Origin of the sequence: Streptomyces sp. NPDC056169 (assembly GCF_042268445.1) — a bacterium.
Classification (GTDB): domain Bacteria; phylum Actinomycetota; class Actinomycetes; order Streptomycetales; family Streptomycetaceae; genus Streptomyces.
Map to the genome: position 1 here is coordinate 15,559 of NZ_JBHJUO010000007.1, position 21,600 is coordinate 37,158.

The 21,600-nt window shown below is 72.7% G+C and carries 20 protein-coding genes and 3 pseudogenes; 13 read left to right on the plus strand and 10 right to left on the minus strand.

Translation table 11 applies throughout. The annotated features are described in order from the left end of the window. The first annotated feature begins 132 nt into the window (after positions 1-132). Positions 133-1,575 (plus strand): DUF2079 domain-containing protein, encoded by a 1,443-nt coding sequence (locus ACFC0G_RS12695; RefSeq protein ID WP_376401547.1) that lies wholly within the window; start codon positions 133-135, stop codon positions 1,573-1,575. 69 nt (positions 1,576-1,644) lie between these two features. Here ACFC0G_RS12695 and ACFC0G_RS12700 read toward each other — a convergent pair whose 3' ends face one another. Beyond that, complete coding sequence (locus ACFC0G_RS12700) at positions 1,645-2,253, minus strand: hypothetical protein (RefSeq protein ID WP_376401549.1); 609 nt, start codon at positions 2,251-2,253, stop codon at positions 1,645-1,647. Between the two features lie 249 nt (positions 2,254-2,502). On the opposite strand from ACFC0G_RS12700, the gene ACFC0G_RS12705 reads away from it, so the two are divergent. From ACFC0G_RS12705 to ACFC0G_RS12735, 7 genes are all read left to right on the plus strand, one after another. Continuing rightward, positions 2,503-3,363, plus strand: coding sequence for a bifunctional methylenetetrahydrofolate dehydrogenase/methenyltetrahydrofolate cyclohydrolase (locus ACFC0G_RS12705; RefSeq protein ID WP_376401552.1), 861 nt, complete (start codon positions 2,503-2,505; stop codon positions 3,361-3,363). Then, positions 3,264-3,869, plus strand: coding sequence for a DUF3017 domain-containing protein (locus ACFC0G_RS12710; protein ID WP_376402358.1), 606 nt, complete (start codon positions 3,264-3,266; stop codon positions 3,867-3,869). Before ACFC0G_RS12705 ends, ACFC0G_RS12710 begins: the two co-directional genes overlap by 100 nt. 226 nt (positions 3,870-4,095) lie before the next feature. Next, positions 4,096-5,148, plus strand: a complete 1,053-nt coding sequence (locus ACFC0G_RS12715; RefSeq protein WP_376401555.1) for a DUF2690 domain-containing protein — start codon at positions 4,096-4,098, stop codon at positions 5,146-5,148. A gap of 226 nt (positions 5,149-5,374) precedes the next feature. Further along, a complete protein-coding gene (locus tag ACFC0G_RS12720; protein WP_376401558.1) occupies positions 5,375-6,364 on the plus strand; it encodes a malate dehydrogenase in 990 nt (329 codons plus the stop codon). 208 nt (positions 6,365-6,572) lie between these two features. Beyond that, positions 6,573-8,378: a hypothetical protein gene (locus ACFC0G_RS12725; RefSeq protein ID WP_376401561.1), complete on the plus strand. Its 1,806-nt coding sequence runs from the start codon at positions 6,573-6,575 to the stop codon at positions 8,376-8,378. Beyond that, positions 8,371-8,766 (plus strand): hypothetical protein, encoded by a 396-nt coding sequence (locus ACFC0G_RS12730; RefSeq protein ID WP_376401564.1) that lies wholly within the window; start codon positions 8,371-8,373, stop codon positions 8,764-8,766. Before ACFC0G_RS12725 ends, ACFC0G_RS12730 begins: the two co-directional genes overlap by 8 nt. 1 nt (position 8,767) lies before the next feature. After that, positions 8,768-9,751, plus strand: coding sequence for a serine/arginine repetitive matrix protein 2 (locus ACFC0G_RS12735; protein WP_376401566.1), 984 nt, complete (start codon positions 8,768-8,770; stop codon positions 9,749-9,751). A gap of 38 nt (positions 9,752-9,789) precedes the next feature. On the opposite strand, the gene ACFC0G_RS12740 is transcribed toward ACFC0G_RS12735, so the two are convergent. Together ACFC0G_RS12740 and ACFC0G_RS12745 are read right to left on the minus strand one after the other, a co-directional pair. Then, positions 9,790-10,560, minus strand: coding sequence for an isocitrate lyase/phosphoenolpyruvate mutase family protein (locus ACFC0G_RS12740; RefSeq protein WP_376401569.1), 771 nt, complete (start codon positions 10,558-10,560; stop codon positions 9,790-9,792). Further along, positions 10,557-11,063, minus strand: a complete 507-nt coding sequence (locus ACFC0G_RS12745) for a carboxymuconolactone decarboxylase family protein (protein WP_376401572.1) — start codon at positions 11,061-11,063, stop codon at positions 10,557-10,559. The genes ACFC0G_RS12740 and ACFC0G_RS12745 overlap by 4 nt, the downstream gene beginning before the upstream one ends. 47 nt (positions 11,064-11,110) lie before the next feature. Here ACFC0G_RS12745 and ACFC0G_RS12750 point away from each other — a divergent pair, with 47 nt between their 5' ends. Beyond that, a complete protein-coding gene (locus ACFC0G_RS12750) occupies positions 11,111-12,607 on the plus strand; it encodes a PLP-dependent aminotransferase family protein (RefSeq protein WP_376401575.1) in 1,497 nt (498 codons plus the stop codon). Positions 12,608-12,659: 52 nt separating this feature from the next. On the opposite strand, the gene ACFC0G_RS12755 is transcribed toward ACFC0G_RS12750, so the two are convergent. Further along, positions 12,660-13,598, minus strand: a complete 939-nt coding sequence (locus ACFC0G_RS12755) for a terpene cyclase (RefSeq protein WP_376401578.1) — start codon at positions 13,596-13,598, stop codon at positions 12,660-12,662. Positions 13,599-13,833: 235 nt separating this feature from the next. Then, positions 13,834-14,733, minus strand: coding sequence for a hypothetical protein (locus ACFC0G_RS12760; protein WP_376402361.1), 900 nt, complete (start codon positions 14,731-14,733; stop codon positions 13,834-13,836). Positions 14,734-14,847: 114 nt separating this feature from the next. Between ACFC0G_RS12760 and ACFC0G_RS12765 the strand changes: the two genes are divergently transcribed. Then, positions 14,848-15,150 carry a hypothetical protein gene (locus ACFC0G_RS12765; RefSeq protein ID WP_376401581.1) on the plus strand — a complete coding sequence of 101 codons (303 nt, stop codon included), beginning with the start codon at positions 14,848-14,850 and terminating at the stop codon, positions 15,148-15,150. A gap of 13 nt (positions 15,151-15,163) precedes the next feature. Next, positions 15,164-16,348, plus strand: coding sequence for a glutathionylspermidine synthase family protein (locus ACFC0G_RS12770; protein WP_376401583.1), 1,185 nt, complete (start codon positions 15,164-15,166; stop codon positions 16,346-16,348). A gap of 16 nt (positions 16,349-16,364) precedes the next feature. Here the strand turns inward: ACFC0G_RS12770 and ACFC0G_RS12775 are convergent, their stop codons facing one another. The 3 genes and pseudogenes from ACFC0G_RS12775 to ACFC0G_RS12785 all read right to left on the minus strand — a co-directional run. Continuing rightward, a complete protein-coding gene (locus tag ACFC0G_RS12775) occupies positions 16,365-17,060 on the minus strand; it encodes a polysaccharide deacetylase family protein (RefSeq protein ID WP_376401586.1) in 696 nt (231 codons plus the stop codon). A gap of 90 nt (positions 17,061-17,150) precedes the next feature. Then, positions 17,151-18,359: an ornithine--oxo-acid transaminase gene (rocD, locus tag ACFC0G_RS12780; protein ID WP_376401589.1), complete on the minus strand. Its 1,209-nt coding sequence runs from the start codon at positions 18,357-18,359 to the stop codon at positions 17,151-17,153. Between the two features lie 140 nt (positions 18,360-18,499). Then, positions 18,500-18,913 (minus strand): annotated as a pseudogene (locus tag ACFC0G_RS12785) (RNA polymerase sigma factor); the annotation flags it as partial. 17 nt (positions 18,914-18,930) lie between these two features. Between ACFC0G_RS12785 and trpS the strand changes: the two are divergent. After that, positions 18,931-19,944, plus strand: a complete 1,014-nt coding sequence (gene trpS / locus ACFC0G_RS12790) for a tryptophan--tRNA ligase (RefSeq protein WP_376401592.1) — start codon at positions 18,931-18,933, stop codon at positions 19,942-19,944. A gap of 95 nt (positions 19,945-20,039) precedes the next feature. After that, positions 20,040-20,636 (plus strand): 2'-5' RNA ligase family protein, encoded by a 597-nt coding sequence (locus tag ACFC0G_RS12795; protein WP_376401595.1) that lies wholly within the window; start codon positions 20,040-20,042, stop codon positions 20,634-20,636. A 43-nt stretch (positions 20,637-20,679) separates the two neighbouring features. On the opposite strand, the pseudogene ACFC0G_RS12800 reads toward ACFC0G_RS12795, so the two are convergent. Both ACFC0G_RS12800 and ACFC0G_RS12805 read right to left on the minus strand, forming a co-directional pair. After that, positions 20,680-20,823 (minus strand): annotated as a pseudogene (locus ACFC0G_RS12800) (decaprenylphospho-beta-D-erythro-pentofuranosid-2-ulose 2-reductase); the annotation flags it as partial. Positions 20,824-20,936: 113 nt separating this feature from the next. Further along, positions 20,937-21,510, minus strand: a pseudogene (locus tag ACFC0G_RS12805) (SDR family NAD(P)-dependent oxidoreductase); the annotation flags it as partial. Positions 21,511-21,600 lie beyond the last annotated feature (90 nt).

Here is a 21,600-nt window from a genome sequence, read left to right on the forward strand (position 1 = left end):
TGCGTGCGGGTCAGGGTAGGAAGCGGCGATAAACGAATGCAGAACGTCACCTACCGCTTACGGATCGGCCGATCGGGTGGACTCTGGTCTAATGGGTTGCTCTTTTGTCGGCCGCCGGTAGTGGGGGACGTGGTGTTGGACGTACTGAACAGGCCCGCTGCGGATACCGCGGACACCGACGGCCCGAACACGTCGGACGGCCTTTCCCCGGCACCGCTGAGGCCCTATCTGATCCTCGCGGTCGTCCTCTGCGGTCTGTACTTCCTCTACTCCTGGGTGCAGTACACGCACTTCCGCACCCCCTCCTGGGACCTCGGGATCTTCGGCCAGGCCGTCAGGGCGTACGCGGAGTTCCGGGCCCCCGTCGTCGACATCAAGGGCCCCGGCTTCCACATACTCGGCGACCACTTCAGCCCGGTCACCGCGCTGCTCGCGCCCCTCTACTGGATCTGGCCCTCGCCCGTCGCCCTGCTCTTCGCGCAGGCCGCGCTCTTCGCCGCCTCCGCGGTCGTCGTCGGCCGCACCACGCAGCAGATCCTCGGCAGCCGGGCCGCCGGCATCGGACTCACCGTCGCGTACGGGCTCTCCTGGGGGCTCCAGGAAGCCGTCAAGTCCGACTTCCACGAGATCGCCTTCGCCGTCCCGATGCTCGCGCTGGCCTGCCGGGCCCTGCTCCTCGGGCGCTGGACCGCGGCCGTCGCCTGGTCCGCCCCGCTCGTCCTCGTCAAGGAGGACATGGGGCTCACCGTCTCCATGGTCGGCGCGGTCCTCTTCGTCAAGGGGCAGAAGCGGCTGGGCGCCGCCCTCGCCGGGTTCGGCGTGGCGGCCTTCGCGCTCACGGTCCTCGTCCTGATCCCGGCGGCGAGCCGCGTCGGCCAGTACGACTACTGGTCCAAGATCGAGAAGACGGGCCAGGGCGCCGAGACCTCCGTCGGACAGGTCATCGGCGACGCGCTCGTCTCCGGCGAGCGCTGGGAGATGGTGTTCTTCCTGCTCGCGATCGTCGGCTTCCTCGCCCTGCGCTCGCCGCTGGTCCTGCTCGTCCTGCCCACCCTGGGCTGGCGCTTCCTCTCCCAGGACCCCAATCACTGGGGCATGCACTGGCACTACAGCGCCATCCTCATGCCGGTGCTCTTCCTGGCCCTCGTGGACGGGGCCCGGTCCGTGCGCACCTCGCCGCGCGCCTGGCTCGCCGCGTACGGGAAGGTCGTCGTGCCCGTCGCGACGGCGGTCGCGCTCGTACTCGCCATGGACCTGCCGCTGCGGGAGCTGACGAAGTCGGAGACGTACCGCACGGACGCCCGGGTCGAGCAGGCGCGGGCGGCGGTGGACGCGGTGCCGGAGGGGGCGAGCGTGGAGGCGGACGTCCCGCTCCTCGCCCACCTCACGGCGGACCACCGGGTCTACTGGGTCGGCACCGCGAAGGGCGCCACCCCGGACTACCTCGCCTTCGACCTGCGCGGCTGGTCGCAGCAGGTGTCGGACCCGGTGCAGCTGGCTTCGCAACTGCACCCGGAGGCGAAGTACGAGATCACGTACCGCTCGGACGGGTTCGCGGTGCTCAAGCGGGTGTGACGGACGGGGAAACACCGAGGGCCGGGTTCCGTACGGAACCCGGCCCTCACGCGTTCACCGCCGATGCGGTCAGTACTGCTGCTTGTTGCGGTTGAACCAGGCGGAGGCGTCCGACTTCGCGTAGAAGACGATGATCAGGATGCCGAGGACGAGGCTGAGCAGGGCGAAGACGTTGGCGGACGCGAGGCTGATGGCGCTGCCGAGGGTCACGAGCGAGCCGTAGACGATCGCGGAGACCCGGATTCCGTTGCCGCCGGAGGCGCTCTTGACGGCCATCATGATGGCCCAGATGCCGAAGGCGACGAAGACGATGCCGAAGGCGACGAAGACGCCCGTGACGGCGGCGGCGGCGCCGTCCGTGTTGTTGAGCTCGGTGGAGGCGTCCGCGAGCTTGTCGGCGAACCAGCCGCCTGCGAGGCCCATGGCGATGCCGATCAGGACCTGGAGGACGCCGAGGATCCAGAGCATCACGCGACCGGCCTTGACGCCGCCCGGCATCACGAGCGCGGGGGCCGGGTAACCGCCGCCGCCGTACGGGGAGACCGGCGGGGCCGCCGGGTAGCCGTAACCCTGCTGCGGCGGTACGCCCTGCGGGGCCTGCTGCGGGTAGCCGTAGCCGGGCTGCTGCGGCTGGCCCTGGGGCTGGCCATAGGGGTTGTTCGAGTCGCCGAAGCTCATCGCGGGATTCCTCCGTGAAGTTTTCTGTGCGGGGACGACGCGGCCCGCGCGGAGGACTTTCACGGCATTTGAGCGGATTCCCCCCGGCACTTTCCGCGGTACTTCGCAGGTCATCGTCGTCGTACCGTCGACTTTTTGTCCAGTCGATACGCGCCGGAGTTGTGCAAGTGCAATCTGTCGTCCCGTATGGCGAGCCGCCCGGCGGGAGCGAATTGGAACAAGGCGGGGGTCATCCGGGAGGATGTCTCCATGAGCGCCCAGATTCTCGATGGCAAGGCCACCGCATCCGCGATCAAGTCCGAACTGACCGTCCGCGTGGCGGCCCTCAAGGAGCAGGGCGTCACGCCCGGCCTGGGCACCGTCCTCGTCGGCGACGACCCGGCCAGCCAGAAGTACGTGGCGGGCAAGCACCGTGACTGCGCTCAGGTCGGCATCGCCTCCATCCAGCGCCACCTTCCGGCCACCGCCACGCAGGAGGAGATCGAGGCGGTCGTCCGGGAGCTCAACGAGGACCCGACCTGCACCGGTTACATCGTCCAGCTCCCGCTGCCGAAGGGCATCGACGAGAACCGCATCCTGGAGCTGATGGACCCGGCCAAGGACGCGGACGGCCTGCACCCGACCAACCTCGGCCGTCTCGTGCTCAACGAGCCCGCCCCGCTGCCCTGCACGCCGAACGGCGTCATCACCCTGCTCCGCGCCCACGGCGTGGAGATCGACGGCGCGGAGGTCGTGGTCGTCGGCCGCGGTGTCACCATCGGCCGCCCGATGCCGCTCATCCTGACCCGCCGCTCCGAGAACGCGACCGTGACCCAGTGCCACACCGGCACCCGGGACCTCTCGGCGCACCTGCGCAACGCCGACATCATCGTGGCGGCGGCCGGCGTGCCGCACCTGATCAAGCCCGAGGACGTGAAGCCGGGCGCGGCCGTCCTGGACGTCGGCGTCTCGCGCAACGGCGAGGGCAAGATCCTCGGCGACGTGGACCCCGGCGTCGCCGAGGTGGCCGGCTGGATCTCCCCGAACCCGGGCGGCGTCGGCCCGATGACCCGCGCCCAGCTCCTCGTGAACGTCGTCGAGGCCGCCGAGCGCGCGGCCGCGGCGCTCTGAGCATGGCCTCCGAGGACGGGGCCCCAGGAGGCGGGTCCGGCGAGGGCGAGGCGGCCAAGGGTGAGACCGTCAAGGCTGAGGCCGTCGAGGCCGAGGCCCCCAAGGGGGGCATCCGGCGGCCGCCGCCGAGCCTCACCACCGACACGGCGCGGCCCGAGGGCGGCGGCCGGGCGGCGCCTCGCGACGCCTCCGCGCCCGCGCGTCAGTGGCCCCTGCTCACCGTGCTCGTCCTCGCCGGCGTCGGCCTCGTCGTGGTGGGCACGGACCCGTTCCCGCAGGCGTTCCGGGTGGGCACGATGGCGGTCGGCGCGGCCCTGCTCCTCGGTGCCGTGATGCGGCGGGTGGTGCCGTCCGTGGGCATGCTGGCCGTGCGGTCGCGCTTCACGGACATGATCACGTACGGGGTCATGGGCGGCCTGATCGTGCTGCTCGCGCTCATGGTGCAGCCGGGTCCCTGGCTGCGGATCCCGTTCCTGGAGGACGTCCTCCATCTCACCGTGACGTAGTCAGGGACGACGATGTGCGTACGGCGCCCGCCCTCTCCCCCGTGGGAGGGCGGGCGCCGCTGCGTTCAAGGGTCATGTACGCGCCAACCTCGATCAAGTTCCGGCCGCTCGCTGTGGCACGGAAGTGACCATTCCGCCACCTCGCCTCCGCATCCGGGGCGCGGATCACCCTCGGAGCTGCCATCCTTCGAGAACGCAGGGGAGGCCGCGGACAAGGGGGGCGTACATGCCTGGCTGGAAGGCGCTGTCGGACGAACTCGACCCGGACGTCCGGGCGTTCACGGAGCGGCTCCGCCGTCTTGTCGACCGCAGCGGCCTCGGCGTCGGCGCCCTGGCCGAGCGCACCGGGCACGGACACGACCGGGGCGCTTGGGACGCCTATCTGAGTGCGCGTCGGCCCGTCCCGAGGAGTGCGGTGGCGGCGTTCGCCGAAGTGACCGGGGTCGACCCCGCGGACCTCGTGGCGGAGTGGGAACGCGCCGGAGGGGGGTGGTCGAGGAGCGGTCGCCCCGGCGGCCCCGATGGCGGGGGTGGTCTCGGTGGCCTCGACGACTCCCGTGACGATGACGACCGGACGATGCAGATCCGCCTCGTCGCGCAGAACCCGGCCCCGGTCTCCGCCTCCCCGCCTTCCGTCTCCCCGCCTTCCGCCTCCCCGCCTTCCGCCTCCCCGCCTTCCCTCTCCCCGCCCCCCAACCCCCCGGCCTCACGGCGCAGATCCCTCCTCCTCTACGCCGTCGGGACCCTCGGCGCCCTGCTCGTCGTCACCGCCGCAATCCTCCTCGTCGACCTCGGCGGCACGGACGGTACGGACGACCGCGCCACCACCACCCCGCCCCCGACGACCGCCCCGACCGCCGCCCCGAGCGCCAGCCTCCCCGCCGGGGTGAAGTGCGCGGGCGCCGGCTGCACCGGCCGCGACCCGGAGGCCATGGGCTGCGGCGGGCCCCTCGCCGCCACCGTCGCCCGTACCCGCGTCGGCGCCGTCCGGATCGAGGTCCGGCACAGCGCGACCTGCGCGGCGGCCTGGGCCCGGATCACCGGGGCCGAGCCGGGGGACGCCGTGACGGTGAAGGTCGCGGGAGCCACCCGGAGCGCCGAGGTGAGCACCGGCTCCGACCCCGGCTCCGTCCCCGGCGACGGCTCCGACCCCGGCACCGGCGCCGGCGCCGGCGTCGACACCGACGCGTACACCCCGATGCTCGCCGTCGCCGCCGGGACCGACGCGACGGCCTGCGCCACGCTCGCGGACGGAAGCGAGCACTGCACGGCGAACTGACGGCGAACTGACGGACCCCCGCGGTCTCGGACGGGTGGCAGTGAGCCGGACCACAAGGGGGTGGGGGTTCGTGGGGCCCCGGGTCGGATAGCCTGACCGCTGGAAATCTCTTCACGTCGAGACACCGATCGATCACACACCGATCGATCGTCGATCGTCGATCACGAAGGGACGTCCGGAACCCGGGGCAGGGACCCCCACCGCCAGCTGTCTTACGGAGATCGCCATGACCCGCACTCCCGTGAATGTCACCGTCACCGGCGCGGCCGGCCAGATCGGCTACGCGCTGCTCTTCCGCATCGCCTCGGGCCACCTGCTCGGCGCGGACGTGCCGGTCAAGCTGCGCCTCCTCGAGATCCCGCAGGGCGTGAAGGCCGCCGAGGGCACCGCCATGGAGCTCGACGACTGCGCGTTCCCGCTGCTCAAGGGCATCGACATCTTCGACGACCCGAGCAAGGGCTTCGAGGGCGCCAACGTCGCGCTGCTCGTCGGCGCGCGCCCCCGCACCAAGGGCATGGAGCGCGGTGACCTGCTCGCCGCCAACGGCGGCATCTTCAAGCCGCAGGGCAAGGCCATCAACGACCACGCCGCGGACGACATCAAGGTCCTCGTCGTCGGCAACCCGGCCAACACGAACGCCCTGATCGCCCAGGCCGCCGCCCCGGACGTGCCGGCCGAGCGCTTCACCGCGATGACCCGCCTGGACCACAACCGCGCGCTCACGCAGCTGGCCCAGAAGACCGGCTCCTCCGTCGAGGACATCAAGCGCCTCACCATCTGGGGCAACCACTCGGCGACCCAGTACCCGGACATCTTCCACGCGGAGATCGCCGGCAAGAACGCCGCCGAGGTCGTCGGCGACGAGGCGTGGCTGGCCGACACCTTCATCCCGACCGTCGCCAAGCGCGGCGCCGCGATCATCGAGGCCCGTGGCGCGTCCTCCGCCGCCTCCGCCGCGAACGCCGCCATCGACCACGTCCACACGTGGGTCAACGGCACCGCCGCGGGCGACTGGACCTCCATGGGCATCCCGTCGGACGGCTCCTACGGCGTCCCCGCGGGCCTCATCTCCTCCTTCCCGGTCACCTGCACCGACGGAAAGTACGAGATCGTCCAGGGCCTGGACATCAACGAGTTCTCCCGCACCCGCATCGACGCCTCCGTGCAGGAGCTGTCGGAGGAGCGCGACGCGGTCCGCGAGCTCGGTCTCCTCTGAGCCGAGCTCGACTGAGCCGCTGCCCGAGGGCCTGACCGCCTGACGGCACATCACATACCCGGCGCCCCCGGACCGTACGACCGACCGTACGGCCCGGGGGCGCCGTTTTTTCGCGCCGACAGGGCGCCCCCGCCTCCCCTATGCTGTCCCACCGGTCCCGCTCAAGTGGGCCGTGGACACGAACAGTTCCGCAGCAATCGGGGGAGTCTTGGCGCAATCGTTCGTACCTCAGCAGCCCGGTGAGCCGCCCAGCACGCCACCCGGTACGCCTCCTGGCACGCCACCGGGTACGCCTCCCGGCACGCCTCCCGGTGCGCCGACCGCCGTCGATCCGCGCCGTCTGCCTTCCGCGAGCGAGTCGACCCGCCTGCTCTGCGCCGGCACCTACCTCGACGACGGCTTCCGTGACGCCGTCATCGACCAGCTGTACGTCCACGAGGAGCGCTTCGCCGCGCCCTCCCTCGGCTTCGACGCGAGCCGCGTCCTCGCGCACGCGCTGCGCGCCCGCCGCGTCGAACTCGCCTGGGCCGCCGGCATCCTGGCCCTCTGGATCATCGCGATCCCGCTCACCAAGGGCCTGATCACCCTCCTCATCGTGCCGTTCCTCGTGCTGGGCCTCGCCCGCTGGGTCCGCGGCCGGTCAGCCGTCGCACCCGTCTACCGCACCGTCCCCGCCTTCGTCCTGCGCTGGTACGGGCGGATCATGTTCGTCCAGTCGGCGCTGCTCCTCCTCTTCCTCGCCTTCGGCGACGAGGAGGCCGGCTGGGAGTTCCTCGGTGACGCCTCGGAGGCGGGGGAGTTCCTCGGCTTCGCGCTCGGTCTGGTCGCGGAGGGGATGTTCGGCATCGGCCCGCTGGAGGTGTGGATCACCATCGCGGTGCCGCTGCTCGTGGCCTGGGCGGTGGCGACGCAGCGCGGCCAGTTCGCCCGCGCGCTCACCCAGGAGCTCTCCAAGGAGCGCTTCCCCGACCTCCGTTCCGACCCGGCCGAGCAGGCCGAGGGCGTCCGCTCCCGCCGCCTGCGCGACCGGATCCGCGTCGAGCAGCACGCCCGCCTCGTCATGTACGGCTCCGACGACCCGTTCTGCGGCGCGGGAGCCCCGTACGAGCCCTGGTCGCTCTCCATCGAGCTGCGCCCCCGCAAGAGCCTCGACGGCAAGGCGCCCGAGCCGCTCGACAACAGCGCGATCATGCGGCACGTCGTCCCGCTCGTGGAGGCGCTGCGCGTGCCCTCCCCGCACGGTTCGCCGCAGATCCAGGCCGCCGTACGGGACCGGCTGCGCGAGCTGGAGATCGACGAGGTCGTCTTCCTGCCCGTCGACGGACTGCCGGCCCGCACCGCCGCCCCGTACACCCCGGAGGGCTTCGAGCAGCACCGCTCGGGCGCCATCGAGGAGGGCGGCGAGACCCGCCGCCACTTCCTCCGCATCCGGGTCGGCGGCTGGGGCGAGGAGATCGTCACCACCGTCTTCGTCCGCGTCCACACGCAGGGCGGCATGCTGATGCTGGAGGTCGCGCCGCACGTCCTGCGGCCGGTGAAGCGGCTCTACCGGGACGCCGACCGGATCGCCCACCGCTACCGGCACAACCACCACTTCGGCAAGGCCGTCTGGGCGCTCGGCCAGACCCCGCGCTCCGCCGGACAGGCCGTCTCCACGCTGTGGCGGGCACTCGGCCACGGCTGGCGGCTGCTCACCGGGGGCCACGCGAACGCGCTGCCCGAGGGGCCCTGGATCTCGGTCCGCGAACACGGCTCCGACGACGTGGCCTCCCTCTTCCAGGAGATGGACGTCAGCCGCTACCTGAAGAGCGTCCAGGACCGCGTCGCGAACGGAGTGACCGTCGCCCTGCGCGAAGCCGGTTACGAGACCGCCGAGTTCGAGCAGAAGATCGTCCACGTCGCCGAGGGCGGCACGTTCATCGAGAACACCAAGGGCAACGTCACCCTCGGCAACCACAACACCGTCACCAACAAGACCTTCACCACCTCGACGACCGGAGGCGACCGTGGCTGACAGCGGCACCGGCAGCGACAGCGACGACAGGGCCCGCGGCGGCATTCACGTCACCAACACCGGCGGCAACGTCACCATCGGCGACAACAACACCGTCACCAACACGGTGAGCGGCGCGCAGCCGGCCCGTGACCCGCGGCAGGAGGAACTCCTCCAGGCCATCCGCAGGTTCCGGGCCGACCTCGGCGGCGTCGTCGCCTCCGAGCAGACGACCGCCCTGGACGAGGAACTCTCCGACGCCGAGGACGAGATCGAGGGCACCGGGCGGGCCGGCACGGGCCGCCTGACCCGGCTGCGGCAGGCGCTCGTGGACGCGGGCGCGGTGTCCGGGATCCTCGCCTCGGGCGTGGCCGTCGGGCAGGCCGTCGGCGCCCTGCTCGGAGGATGAGATGAGCGCCCGCTGGAACGACGAGACGCAGAGCTGGGAGCCGGTCGGGGGCACGCCGGCGCCGGGCCCGGCGCCCACGTCCGGTCCCGTTCCCGGTCCTGGTCCCGTCGCGCCTCCGCCGCCGCTCCCGCCCTCGTACGCCCCTGAGAACGCCCCCGCGTACGCCCCCGAGTACACCCCCGCCCCCTCGTCCGCCCCGGTGTACGTCCCGGAGACGGGGGAGTGGCAGTACCCCACCGCCCCGGCCCCGGCCGGCGGCGGCCGTGCGCGCGGCGCGGTCGCGGCGGGGGCGGTCGTCGCCGTCCTGGCGGCGGGTTCGGTGGGCGCCTGGCTGGTCTGGGGCAAGAGCGACGGAGGGAAGGACGGGGCGGGCGGCGGTCCCGCGGCCTCGGTCTCGGCCCCGGTGGACACGACGGCCTCGGACGACCCGGCGGACTCCCCGACGGACTCCCCGACGGAAGCGGAATCCCCCTCGGGCACGGACTCGCCGACGCCCTCCGGCTCCGCCACCACCACCGCTCCCGGCGACGGCGTCCCTCCGCCCACCTACAGCGTGCAGAAGGACCTCAAGGGCTTCACGATCGCCGTCCCCGACGGCTGGGACCGTACGGAGTCCGACCAGGGCATCTTCTTCAACGCCCCGGACGGGAAGAGCCTCCTCCAGGTCTTCGTCATCGCCGAGCCCGGCCTGACGCCGTACGAGGCCCTCCGCGGCGCCTCCGACGACGGCAGGGCCAACAAGCCGGGCTACGAGGAGATCGGCCTCGACCGGGTCACCGGCGAACCGGGCGCCCCGGCCGACGCCGCCGAGCTGGTGTACGCGTACGACCGCGAGGGCGGCCGCCGCAAGGTCGTCGACCGCGCCTTCACGGCGGCGGACGGCAACCACTACGCGATCCTCGCCGCGGGCCCGGAGGCCGACTGGCCGAAGCAGCGCGAGGTCCTGAGCGTGGCACTGCGGTTCTTCCGCCCGGGCGCGTACTGACCCACGGGCGGGTGCTCACACACGCGCGGGCGCCGTGCTCAGCTCGTGAGCACGGCACCGGCCCGGAGCCGCGCCGCCAGGGCCGTGAGGTCGGCCGTGGCGCGCACGAGCAGGCCGTCGCCGAACGTGACACGGGTCGCGCCCAGCAGGCCCAGCTCCGTGAAGGACAGGCCGCCGGGGACGGACAGGGCGTTCACGGGGAGGTCGCCGAGCGCGGCCCGCAGGGCCGGGAGGTCGGCCGGCGGGGCCGCGATCGGGTAGACGCAGTCCACGCCCGCCTCCGCGTAGAGCCGGGCGCGGTGCACCGCGGCGTCCCGCGGCACCGTCCCGTCGGTCGTCCGCCGGATGTACACGTCCACGCGCGCGTTGACGAAGAGCCCCGGGCCCGCGGCCGCCCGCACCTCCGCCAGCCACGCGGCATGGGCCTCCGGGTCCTTGAGCCCGCCGACCGGCTCGCTGTCCTCCAGGTTGACCCCGACCGCGCCGGACTCCCTTACGCGCTCCACCAGTTCGGCCGGCGGCAGCCCGTAGCCGCCCTCCAGGTCGGCCGTGACGGGTACGGAGACCGAGCGGGCGATCCGCGCCACGGCGGCGAACATCTCCGCCGCCGGCGTCGCCCCGTCCTCGTACCCGAGGGCGGCGGCGATCCCGGCGCTCGGCGTCGCGAGCGCCGGGAAACCGGCCTCCTCGAAGGCGCGGGCGCTCACGGCGTCCCAGGGGCCGGGCAGCACCAGCGGATCGTCCGCGGCCCGGCGGCGGTGCAGGGCGCGCAGGACGTCGGCGGTCGCGCCGCCTCCGTCCCCGCTCATGAGGAGCGCGGGGTGTAGTGGCCGGGCGTCAGCCGGGTCGTCACGCCGATCCGGTTCCAGGCGTTGATCGTGACGATCGCGGCGATGACCCGGGCCAGCTCGGTCTCGTCGAAGTGCGCGGCGGCCTGCGCGTACACCTCGTCGGGGACGAAGCCGTCCGTGAGGACGGTGACGGACTCGGTCAGGGCGAGGGCCGCGAGCTCCCGCTCGGTGTAGAAGTGCCGGGACTCCTCCCAGGCGGCGAGCTGCACGATCCGCTCGACGGTCTCGCCCTCCGCCAGCGCGTCCTTGGTGTGCATGTCGATGCAGAAGGCGCAGTGGTTGACCTGCGAGGCGCGGATCTTGATCAGGTGGTACAGGGTCGGGTCGACGTCCTTGGCGGCCGCCGTCTCCAGCCGGATCATCGCCCGGTAGAACTCGGGGACGCGCTCGGCCATGGCGAGGCGGGGTGCGTGCTCGTGCGCGTACGTGGTCTTGTCCGCTGCTGCGGTGCTCGTCGTCATGCTTCTCACCGTACGAGCGGGATGGCGCAGGAGTATGGTCCATTTCCATGGCAAACGAGTGGGCCACTTTTGGTGCCGACCTCCATCTGGAACTGCGCGGTCCGCACCTGCGCGCCGGGCTCATGGACGCGCTCCGGGAGGCGGTGCGCAGCGGGCGCCTGGAGGCCGGTACGCGGCTGCCGTCCTCCCGGTCGCTCGCCGCCGACCTGGGCATGGCCCGCAACACCGTCGCCGACGCCTACGCCGAGCTGGTCGCCGAGGGCTGGCTGACCGCCCGGCAGGGCTCGGGCACGCGCGTCGCCCGCCGGACCGAGCCCCGCCGGACCGAGCCGCGCCGGACCGAGCCCCGCAGGGCCGGGCCCCCTTCCTCCTTCCCTCCCGCGACCGCGACGGCGGTACGGTCCCGGCTCGCCGCCCCGGCGCACAACCTCAAGGCCGGCACCCCCGACCTCGCCTCCTTCCCGCGCGCCGACTGGCTCAAGGCGTACCGGCGGGCGCTCACCGCCGCCCCGAACGAGGCCTTCGGGTACGGCGATCCGCGCGGCCGGATCGAACTGCGCACCGCGCTCGCCGAGTACCTCGCCCGCGCGCGCGGCGTGCACGCCCGGCCCGAGCGGATCGTGATCTGCGCGGGGTTCGTGCACGGCCTGATGCTGATCGGCGAGGTGCTGCGCGGCCGGGGCGTGCGGGACGTGGCGGTCGAGTCGTACGGGCTCGGCCTCCACGCCGACCTCCTCGTCCGGGCCGGCCTCGGCACCCCGCCCCTGCCCTTCGACGAACGCGGGACGCGGGTCGAGGAGCTGACGGGGCCGGGGGAGGCGGGGGACTCGGCGGATCCGGCGGACTCGGGGAAGTACGGAGGCGTCGGGGGTGTCCTCCTGACGGCGGCGCACCAGTTCCCGCTGGGCGGCGCCCTGCCGCCGGACCGGCGGGCGGCCGTCGTCGACTGGGCGCGCGCCTCCGGAGGCTTCGTCCTGGAGGACGACTACGACGGCGAGTTCCGTTTCGACCGGCAGCCGGTGGGCGCGCTCCAGGGACTGGACCCCGAACGGGTCGTCTACCTGGGGACCGCGAGCAAGTCCCTGGCGCCGGGGCTCCGGCTGGCGTGGATGGTGGTGCCGGAGGGGCTGCTGGGCGAGGTGGTCGCCGCGAAGGGGGCCGTGGACTGGGCGTCGAGCGCGCCCGACCAGCTGGCGTTCGCCGAGTTCCTGGGCTCGGGGGCGTACGACCGGCACGTACGGGCCATGCGGCTGCGCTACCGGCGGCGCCGGGACCAGCTGGTGGAGGCGGTGGCCGCGCACTCGCCGCCGACCCGGGTCAGCGGGATCGCGGCCGGCCTCCACGCGGTCCTCGCCCTGCCGCCCGGCACCGAACAGGACGTCCTGCGGTCCGCCGCCTGGCACGGTCTCGCCGTGCAGGGCGTGAACCAGTTCCGCCGCCCGGGCGTGGAGCCGACCCTGGACGGCCTGGTCGTCGGCTACGCCACGCCCCCGGACAGCGGCTGGCAGGGCGCGCTCCAGGCCCTGTGCGGGGTGCTGCCCTGAGAACCCCGCCCGGCGGCGACCACCGAGCCGTACGAGGGCTCGGGGCGTCGGCTCAGTTGCCGTATCGGCCGGTGTCGACTTCCCAGCGGTGGTAGCCGGCGATCCAGGCGGCGAGGCCGTCGACGTACCGGCGGGCGGCCTCACGTCCGGCCGGGGCGAGGCCGAGGAGATCACAGATCTCGGGGACCTCGGTGGACAACTCCACGAAGCGGTCGACCATCGTCTGGGCCTCGCGCATCACCTCGACCGCCGCCTCCTCGGGGGTGCCGCCGCGCTCTTCGCGGACGATCATCACCATGTTGGCGACATCGCCCCGGGCGAGTTCCTGGGCGTAGGAGTGCACGTCGTTCGTGAACGAAGGTATGTCGGCGGCCAGTTGGCGCATCCGGCGGAAGGCCGGGTGGTGCAGCACCTCCTGCGGCAGCTCGAACCGGTTGAGCCGCTCGACCATGTCGAAGAGGGTCTCCATGGCGGCCGTGCCCCGGCGGAGCGCCAGATAGCCCTCCCGGTCCGGGACCCGGCCGGAGAGCCGGCCGGCGGCCTCGGCGGGGTGGCAGGCGAAGTACCACTCCCAGTTGTATGCGGACCGGGCCCTCCACCGGTCGGACATGCCGCGCAGGCTGCGCTCCCAGAGGTCGGCGAAGGCCCGCTCGACAGGGGTGCGGGCGCCGGGCGTGGGACCGTTCCCGTGCAGGAGGCCCGTCAGGCGGGTGCAGACCTCGGCCACCTGCGCCGGGGACCGGCCGAGAGCCGAGTCGAACCGGTCGTCGAAGAGGAAGTAGAAGGCGAGCAGGTCCGCGGCGAGGACCAGGTCGTCGGTGGCGCAGTCAGGACTGGTGAACGCGGCGAGCCGGGGCACGTCCCACTTGTCGTACGCCGTCCGGCCGAGGGTTCCGGCGAGCCCTTCGTTGCCGAGCAGCCACTCCAGGTGGCGCTGCGTGATGTCCCCCTGGTTCGGATTGCTGCGCAGCGGAAACGGAAGTTCGAGCAATGCGGCGTTGAACACTGGCCCCCCAGGCTTTGATCCCGGGTGATCCCGTACGCTCCCCGGCGCGATCGAAGAGTACTTGAACCGGTCAACAACTGCCAGAATTGGCAAGCTAATCCCTTGACCTGACGGAAAGTCAGTGCTCGGCACGCGTGCTGCCCGGAGTCGGTGCGTGCGGCAGGCCGGGGGTACGAGTCGCAGGCCCTGTGCCGGGCCCTGCCCCGAGACGGCCGCCCCGTCAGGGCGTGCGCGGGCCCCGCTCCGGAGTCGGCCCCACGTCCAGGGTCTCCGTCTCGCCCGCCTCGCCGCCCGCCTCGCCGGCCGCTTCCTCCGGCGCGGGCGGTTCGCCGAAGCGGGCCAGGGTCAGGGAGCCCGCCACCGCCACCGCGAAGCCGAGGATCGCCAGCCACTCGAAGCCCTCCCTCGTCGTGTCCCCGAGCCACACCACCCCGACCACCGCCGGCCCGATCGTCTCGCCGAGCACCGCACCCGCCGTCGCCGTGGTCACCGAGCCCCGCTGGAGCGCCGAGGTCAGCAGCAGGAACGCCGCCCCGCCGCCCACCAGCAGCGCGTACCAGACCGGGTCGGTGAAGTCGATGCCGTCGATCAGGCGGACCGCCACCTCCACCACCCCGAAGCCGAAGCCCGCCCCGAGGCCGAGGACGAGGGCGCGCGGCTTCTCGGGCAGCCGACCCGCGGCCACCCCGATCAGCAGCACCCCGAAGGAGACGGCGAGCAGCGCCCACCGCAGCGCCTCCGAACCGTCCCGGTGCCCCTCCCTCCCCGAGGCGAGCGCCAGCATCGCGAGCCCCACGCACACCACGGCCACGGCCGTCCACTCCACCCGGCTCAGCCGCACCCGCAGCAACCGGGAGGCGATGACCGCCGTGACGGCCAGGCTCGCGGCGAGCGACGCGCCCACGACGTAGATGGGCAGCGTCCGCAGCGCCACGATCTGCAGCACGAAGCCCAGGGTGTCCATCCCCAGCCCGGCGAGATAGCGCCACTGCCGCAGCGCCCTCCACATCAGGGCGACGTCGACGCCCCCGCCCGTCCCCGGCTCCGCGGCCCGGGCCGCCATCGCCTGAAAGACAGAGGCCGCGCCGAAGCAGAAGGCCGAAGCAAGCGCACAAATCATCCCAAGGAGCACGAAGCGACTCTATGACTTGAGGCCGGAAAACACCGGCCTACACTGTGCGGTCGCGGCTGTCGTGGCCACGACGGACGCGACCGCGAAGGGGAGGCGACGGACATGCGGAGGCTGAGGTCGAGCACCGTGGTGCTCGGTGGGATGGGAGTGCTCGCGGCGACGATCACCGCGTGCGGTTCCGAGCCGGACCAGCGGTGTGTGGACCCGCTGACCCGGGAGGAGCTGCCCAGCTACCGGTGCGAGAGCGGCGGCGGTGGCGACGACGACGACAGCAACGGCACCACGACCCGCGGCTCGTACTACTACGGCGGTTCCGTCCGGAGCGGCAAGGTGAGCGGCGGCAGCTTCAGCAAGGCGGCCGTCGACACCGGCGGCTTCGGCTGCTCGGGCTCCGGCGGCGGCTGAGGAGGCCCGGCACATGAAGCGGCACACCATCGACCCCCGGCCCGACTGGCAGCGGATCGTGGAGGAGCAGGGGGTCGTCTACCCCCTGACCCGGTACCCGGACGGTTCGCTGCGTCCGTACTGGGACGAGAGCGCGTACTACTCCTTCACCCTCCCCGAGGTCGAGGCCCTGGAGGAGGTCGTCGAGGAGCTGCACGCGATGTGCCTGGCGGCCGCCGCGCACATCGTCGAGCACGACCGCTTCGCCGAGCTCGGCATCACCGACCCGAAGCTCGCCTCCCTGGTCGCCGAGTCCTGGCGGCGACGGGCCGAACTCCCCTCCCTCTACGGTCGGTTCGACCTGCGGTACGACGGCACCGGCCCGGCCAAGATGCTGGAGTACAACGCCGACACCCCCACCTCGCTGGTGGAGGCCGCCAGCCCGCAGTGGTTCTGGATGGAGGAGCGGTTCCCCGGCGCCGACCAGTGGAACTCCCTCCACGAGCGGCTCGTCGACGCCTGGAAGCGCCAGGCGCCCCTGCTGCCGCCCGGCCCCGTCCACTTCGTCCACTCGGACGGCGACGAGCTCGGCGAGGACCTGATGACGGTCGCGTACCTGCGCGAGACCGCGCAGCAGGCCGGGCTCGACACGGAGGCGCTCTCCGTCGAGCGGATCGGCTGGGACCGTCTCTCGCGCCGGTTCGTCGACGACCGGCTCCGCTTCATCCGCAGCTGCTTCAAGCTCTACCCGTGGGAGTGGCTGACCACCGACCGCTTCGGGAAGCACGTCCTCGACACCCTCGACAACGGCGGCGGCACCGGCACCACCTGCTGGATCGAGCCCGCCTGGAAGATGCTCCTCTCCAACAAGGCGCTGCTCGCGATCCTGTGGGAGCTGAACCCCGGCCACCCGAACCTGCTCCCCGCCTACCTCGACGGTCCGCGCGAGCTCGCCTCGACCACCGGGTGGGTCGCCAAGCCGCTGCTCGGCCGTGAGGGCGCGGGCGTCACCCTCCACGAGGCCGGTACGGAGCCCTTCGTGCGGGACGGGGAGGCCTGCTGCTACCAGGAGCTCGCCCCGCTGGCCGACTTCGACGGCAACAAGGTGGTGCTCGGCGCGTGGGTCGTCGAGAACGAGGCGGCGGGGCTCGGGATCCGGGAGTCGGCGGGCCTCGTCACCGACGAGTACGCCCGCTTCCTCCCGCACGTGATCCTCTAGGGGCCGTCAGGCACGCCTACTCGGCGACGTACTCCCTGAGCGGCGCGGGCTTGAGGCCGGCCGCCTCGGCCAGGTCCAGAGCCCGCGTCAGGTCCTGCTCCAGGGTCTCGTTGAAGTGGAGCAGGATGATGTCGCCGGCCTTGAGCGTCGGCGTCGGCGGGGTCCACTGCCCCCAGGTGGTGAGGTCGTACGTCCACGTCACCACGGCCTTCGCCCCGCAGGCGCGCGCGGCGGTCCGGGTGGTCGCGTCGTACGTGCCGTACGGCGGGCGCAGCAGCCGCGGGCCGTCGCCGAACTGGGCGAGGTGCTGGTCGCGGGCCCCGCAGACCTCCGCCTTCTGGCCGGCGGCGTCGAGCGTGGTCAGGTCGGGGTGGTTGACGGTGTGGTTCTCGACGCGGGAGCGGCCCTGGTTCAGCAGGGTGTGGAAGTAGCCGGAGTCGTACGAGTACGCGCCGGGGAGCAGGAAGAGCGAGGCGGGCACCCGGCGGTCGAGCAGCAGCTTCGCCGCCGCGGCGTCGTGGTACCAGCCGTCGTCGATGGTGATGAAGACGACCGGGTCGGTGGTCTCGACGTGCGACACCACCGGGACGGGCTCGGGCCAGGCCGCCCGGGGGGCGGCGTGCGCGGGTCCCGTGGACGCGCCGAGGAGCGCGAGGGGGACGAGGGCGGCGAGCGCGGCACGCACGGCGTGACGCAGACGGAGTCTCGGCATGGCGGCATCATTGGCCTAGACCAACTACCGTGTCAATGGTCCGAGTTGCCCCGTCCGGCCCGCGGTCGCCGTCCCCTCAAGCGGACTTCGTCACTCCTCCGACAGCACGCCCCTCAGCTGCTCCAGACCCCAGTCCAGATCCTCCTTCGAGATGACCAGCGGCGGCGCGATCCGGATCGTCGACCCGTGGGTGTCCTTCACCAGCACCCCCCGCTCCATCAGCTTCTCCGAGATCTCCCGGCCCGTGCCCCGCGACGGCGCGATGTCCACCCCGGCCCACAGGCCGCGCCCGCGCACCGCCTCCACCGCCCCGCCGCCCACGAGCAGCCCCAGCTCGGAGTGGAGGTGCTCGCCCAGCTCCGTCGCCCGCTCCTGGAACTCGCCCGTCCGCAGCATCGCGATCACCTCCAGGGCCACCGCGCAGGCCAGCGGGTTCCCGCCGAAGGTCGACCCGTGCTCGCCCGGCCGGAACACCCCGAGGACCGAACGGTCGGCGACCACCGCCGACACCGGCACGACACCGCCGCCCAGCGCCTTCCCCAGGATGTACACGTCCGGCACCACGCCCTCGTGCTCGCACGCGAACGTCTTGCCCGTCCGGCCCAGACCCGACTGGATCTCGTCCGCCATGAACAGCACGTTCCGCCGGCGCGTCAGCTCCCGCACGCCCGGCAGATAGCCGGCCGGCGGCACCAGGACCCCCGCCTCGCCCTGGATCGGTTCGAGCAGCACCGCCACCGTGTTCTCGGTGACCGCCGCTTCGAGGGCCGTCAGGTCCCCGTACGGCACGATCTCGAACCCCGGCGTGTACGGACCGAAGTGGTCCCGTGCCTCGTGGTCCGTGGAGAAGCTGACGATGGTCGTCGTCCGGCCGTGGAAGTTGTTCCCCGCGACCACGATCTTCGCGTGCCCGTCCGGCACGCCCTTCACCTCGTACCCCCACTTCCGGGCGGTCTTCACGGCCGTCTCGACGGCCTCCGCCCCCGTGTTCATCGGCAGCACCGCCTCCTTGCCGCACAATGCCGCGAGCTGCGTGCAGAACTCGGCGAAGCGGTCGTGGTGGAAGGCGCGCGAGGTCAGCGTCACCCGCTCCAGCTGCGCCTTCGCGGCCTCGATCAGCCGCCGGTTGCCGTGCCCGAAGTTGAGCGCCGAGTACCCGGCGAGCATGTCGAGATAGCGGCGCCCCTCGACATCGGTCATCCAGGCGCCGTCCGCCGAGGCGACGACGACCGGAAGGGGGTGGTAGTTGTGAGCGCTGTGCGCCTCCGCGGAAGCGATCGCGTCTTGCGTCCTCGACACGGGGTCTCCGTTCGTCCTGCGGCCCGGGAGCTCAGGGGTTGTGGCTCCCCTTCTTATCGTCGCTCGCACGCCGGACGCGGAAACCTCGACGACGGCGCGCCCACCGCTCCGGCAAGCGCCCGCGCGGCCGACCCCGTCACCACGACCGCGTCCGGCGCGCCCAGCGCCTTCGGTATCCGCGGCTCGCCCCCGAGCAGGTCCGCCTCCCGGTCCCCGACGGCCCGCTGCCGACCCGCCGAGCGCACTGTGTTCCTGGTCTCATCGGCGACGATCCGCAGCAGCCACGGCCGGAACGCCGCGCCCCCCTGGAACCGCCCCGGCGACCCGTACGCCTTGAGGAACGTCTGCTGCACCACGTCCTCGGCCTCCGGCCCCGCCCCGCACGCCACGGCCGCCCTCGGCGCCACCGCCGTGTGCGCGCGGACCGGCTCCGCGTACGCCTCCGGCTCTCCGGCGCGCACGCGAGCGATCACCGCGGCCTCGTCCTCGACCAGGCCCCCCTCCCGCGTCCTCGCACTCTCGATACACCGGCAGTCGGGGATCGGTTCCCACACCTGAGAGAATGATGTGCATGGCCTCTGATCGTCCTCGCGCGCTCTCCGGAATCCAGCCCACGGCGGGCTCGTTCCACCTCGGCAACTACCTCGGTGCGATCCGTCAGTACGTCGCACTGCAGGAGACCCACGACGCCTTCTACATGGTCGTCGACCTGCACGCCATCACGGTGCCGCAGGACCCCGCGGAGCTGCGGGCGAACACCCGGCTCGCCGCCGCCCAGCTGCTCGCCGCCGGTCTCGACCCGGACCGCTGCACGCTCTTCATCCAGAGCCACGTCCCCGAGCACGCGCAGCTCGGCTGGGTCATGAACTGCCTCACGGGCTTCGGCGAGGCCTCGCGGATGACCCAGTTCAAGGACAAGTCCGCCAAGCAGGGAGCCGACCGCGCCACCGTCGGCCTCTTCACGTACCCGATCCTCCAGGTCGCGGACATCCTGCTCTACCAGGCCAACGAGGTCCCGGTCGGCGAGGACCAGCGCCAGCACATCGAGCTGACCCGCGACCTCGCGGAGCGCTTCAACGGCCGCTTCGGTGACACCTTCACCGTCCCCAAGCCGCACATCGTCAAGGAGACCGGGAAGATCTACGACCTCCAGGACCCGACGATCAAGATGAGCAAGTCGGCGTCCACGCCGAAGGGCCTGATCAACCTCCTGGACGACCCGAAGGTCACCGCCAAGAAGGTCAAGAGCGCCGTCACCGACACCGACACGGTGATCCGCTTCGACCCGGAGAACAAGGCGGGCGTCTCCAACCTGCTCACGATCCTGTCCACGCTCACCTCCACGTCCGTCGCCGACCTGGAGAAGAGCTACGAGGGCAAGTTGTACGGCGCGCTGAAGACGGATCTCGCCGAGGTCATGGTGGACTTCGTCACGCCGTTCCGGGCCCGCACCCAGGAATACCTGGACGACCCGGAGACGCTGGACTCGGTCCTGGCCAAGGGCGCGGAGAAGGCCCGCGCGGTCGCCGCGGAGACGCTGGCGCAGACCTACGACCGGATGGGCTTCCTGCCCGCCAAGCACTGAGTCCTAGGACCCTGGCCACGAGGGCGGTGCAGGACGCACACTGGCGGCTGCACCACCCACCGCACACCATTCGACGGACGACGGAGGAGAACGACGTGGGGACCGTAACGCTCGGCGTTTCGATCGCGGTCCCGGAGCCCTACGGCAGCCTGCTCCAGGAGCGGCGCACGGGCTTCGGCGATCCCGCCGCGCACGGCATCCCCACGCACGTCACCCTCGTCCCGCCGACCGAGGTCGCCGAGGAGCGGCTCCCCGAGATCGAGGCGCACCTCGCCGGGGTCGCCGCCGGGTGCCAGCCGTTCCCCGTCCGCCTGAAGGGCACGGGGACCTTCCGCCCGCTCTCCCCGGTCGTCTTCGTGAAGCTCACGGAGGGCGTCCCCCTCTGCAACCGGCTCCAGCACCGGATCCGGGACGAGGAGGGGCCGCTCGCGCGCGAGCTCCAGTTCCCGTACCACCCGCACGTCACCGTGGCGCACGGCATCTCCGAGGAGGGGATGGACCGGGCGTTCGAGGAGCTCGCCGCGTTCGAGGCGGCCTGGACCTGCCGCTCCTTCGCGCTGTACGAGCAGGGCCCGGACGGCGTGTGGCGGAAGCTGTACGACTACGAGTTCGGCAGCGGCCGGCCGATCTCGGCCGTCCCGACGCAGGGCGGCAGCCCGGTCGACACGCCGACCGTCACCCCCGCCGGCTGACCCTCCCGCCGGGCTTCCCGCCGGCCTCTCCCGCCGCCCGTCCTCACACGGGCAGGAGGCGGAAGAGCGGCCGCGGTACGTGCCGTACCGCCGCCATCACCATCCGCAGCGACCCCGGCACCCACACCGTCTCCGAGCCGCGCCGCAGCCCCAGCTCGATCGCGGTCGCGACCGCCTCGGGAGTCGTGGAGGACCGCCGGGACCCGGACCGCCCGGAGCCGGAAGACCGCACCGTCCCGGACCGTACCGACCCGGACCGCACCGCCCCGGACCGCTCTGACCCGGACCGCGCCGTCCCGGACCGTACCGTCCCGGGCCGGACGACCATCACGTGCACGCCCGTGCCGTACAGCGCGTCTCCCAGGCCCTGGGCGAAGACGTCGAGCCCCGCCTTCGACGAGCCGTAGAGGAAGTCGGCGCGCCGGGCCCGCTCGCCCGCCACCGAGGAGAGCACCACCAGCGAGCCGTGCCCCTGCGCCTGGAGCGCGCCCGCGCACACCAGACCGGCCGATACGGCGCCCGTGTAGTTGGTCTGCGCGACCCGGACGGCGGCGACGGGATCGGCCTCGTCGTGCGCTTGGTCGCCGTGGACCCCGAAGGCGAGCAGCACGACGTCGACGGCGCCCTCCGTGAAGATCTTGCCGAGCCGCTCCGGGTGCGACTCGGTGTCGAGCGCGTCGAAGGGGACGGTGCGCACGTCCGTGCCGAGCGCGCGGAGCGAGTCCGCGGCGGCGGTGAGCGCGGGGGAGGGGCGGCCCGCGAGCCAGACCGTGCGGACGCCGCGGGTGATCATCCGGCGCGCGGTGGCGAGCCCGATCTCGGAGGTGCCGCCGAGGACGAGCAGGGACTGCGGGGTGCCGAAGGCGTCCTTCATGGTGGGGTACTCCTCAGAGGGCGGTGGGTCTCGACAGCCATCAGGGTGACCGTATAGCCGTGTCTGTCGCTTATGCCGCCATTGCCTCCG

What these genes read in the sequence shown, in the direction of transcription:
- ACFC0G_RS12765 (WP_376401581.1), top strand. Translation starts at nt 14,848, where the DNA reads ATGCGGAGGCTGAGGTCGAGCACCGTGGTGCTCGGTGGGATGGGAGTG.
- ACFC0G_RS12735 (WP_376401566.1), top strand. Translation starts at nt 8,768, where the DNA reads ATGAGCGCCCGCTGGAACGACGAGACGCAGAGCTGGGAGCCGGTCGGG.
- ACFC0G_RS12760 (WP_376402361.1), bottom strand. Translation starts at nt 14,733, where the DNA reads ATGATTTGTGCGCTTGCTTCGGCCTTCTGCTTCGGCGCGGCCTCTGTC.
- ACFC0G_RS12745 (WP_376401572.1), bottom strand. Translation starts at nt 11,063, where the DNA reads ATGACGACGAGCACCGCAGCAGCGGACAAGACCACGTACGCGCACGAG.
- ACFC0G_RS12700 (WP_376401549.1), bottom strand. Translation starts at nt 2,253, where the DNA reads ATGAGCTTCGGCGACTCGAACAACCCCTATGGCCAGCCCCAGGGCCAG.
- trpS (WP_376401592.1), top strand. Translation starts at nt 18,931, where the DNA reads ATGGCCTCTGATCGTCCTCGCGCGCTCTCCGGAATCCAGCCCACGGCG.
- ACFC0G_RS12750 (WP_376401575.1), top strand. Translation starts at nt 11,111, where the DNA reads ATGGCAAACGAGTGGGCCACTTTTGGTGCCGACCTCCATCTGGAACTG.
- ACFC0G_RS12770 (WP_376401583.1), top strand. Translation starts at nt 15,164, where the DNA reads ATGAAGCGGCACACCATCGACCCCCGGCCCGACTGGCAGCGGATCGTG.
- ACFC0G_RS12740 (WP_376401569.1), bottom strand. Translation starts at nt 10,560, where the DNA reads ATGAGCGGGGACGGAGGCGGCGCGACCGCCGACGTCCTGCGCGCCCTG.
- ACFC0G_RS12715 (WP_376401555.1), top strand. Translation starts at nt 4,096, where the DNA reads ATGCCTGGCTGGAAGGCGCTGTCGGACGAACTCGACCCGGACGTCCGG.
- ACFC0G_RS12705 (WP_376401552.1), top strand. Translation starts at nt 2,503, where the DNA reads ATGAGCGCCCAGATTCTCGATGGCAAGGCCACCGCATCCGCGATCAAG.
- ACFC0G_RS12775 (WP_376401586.1), bottom strand. Translation starts at nt 17,060, where the DNA reads ATGCCGAGACTCCGTCTGCGTCACGCCGTGCGTGCCGCGCTCGCCGCC.
- ACFC0G_RS12720 (WP_376401558.1), top strand. Translation starts at nt 5,375, where the DNA reads ATGACCCGCACTCCCGTGAATGTCACCGTCACCGGCGCGGCCGGCCAG.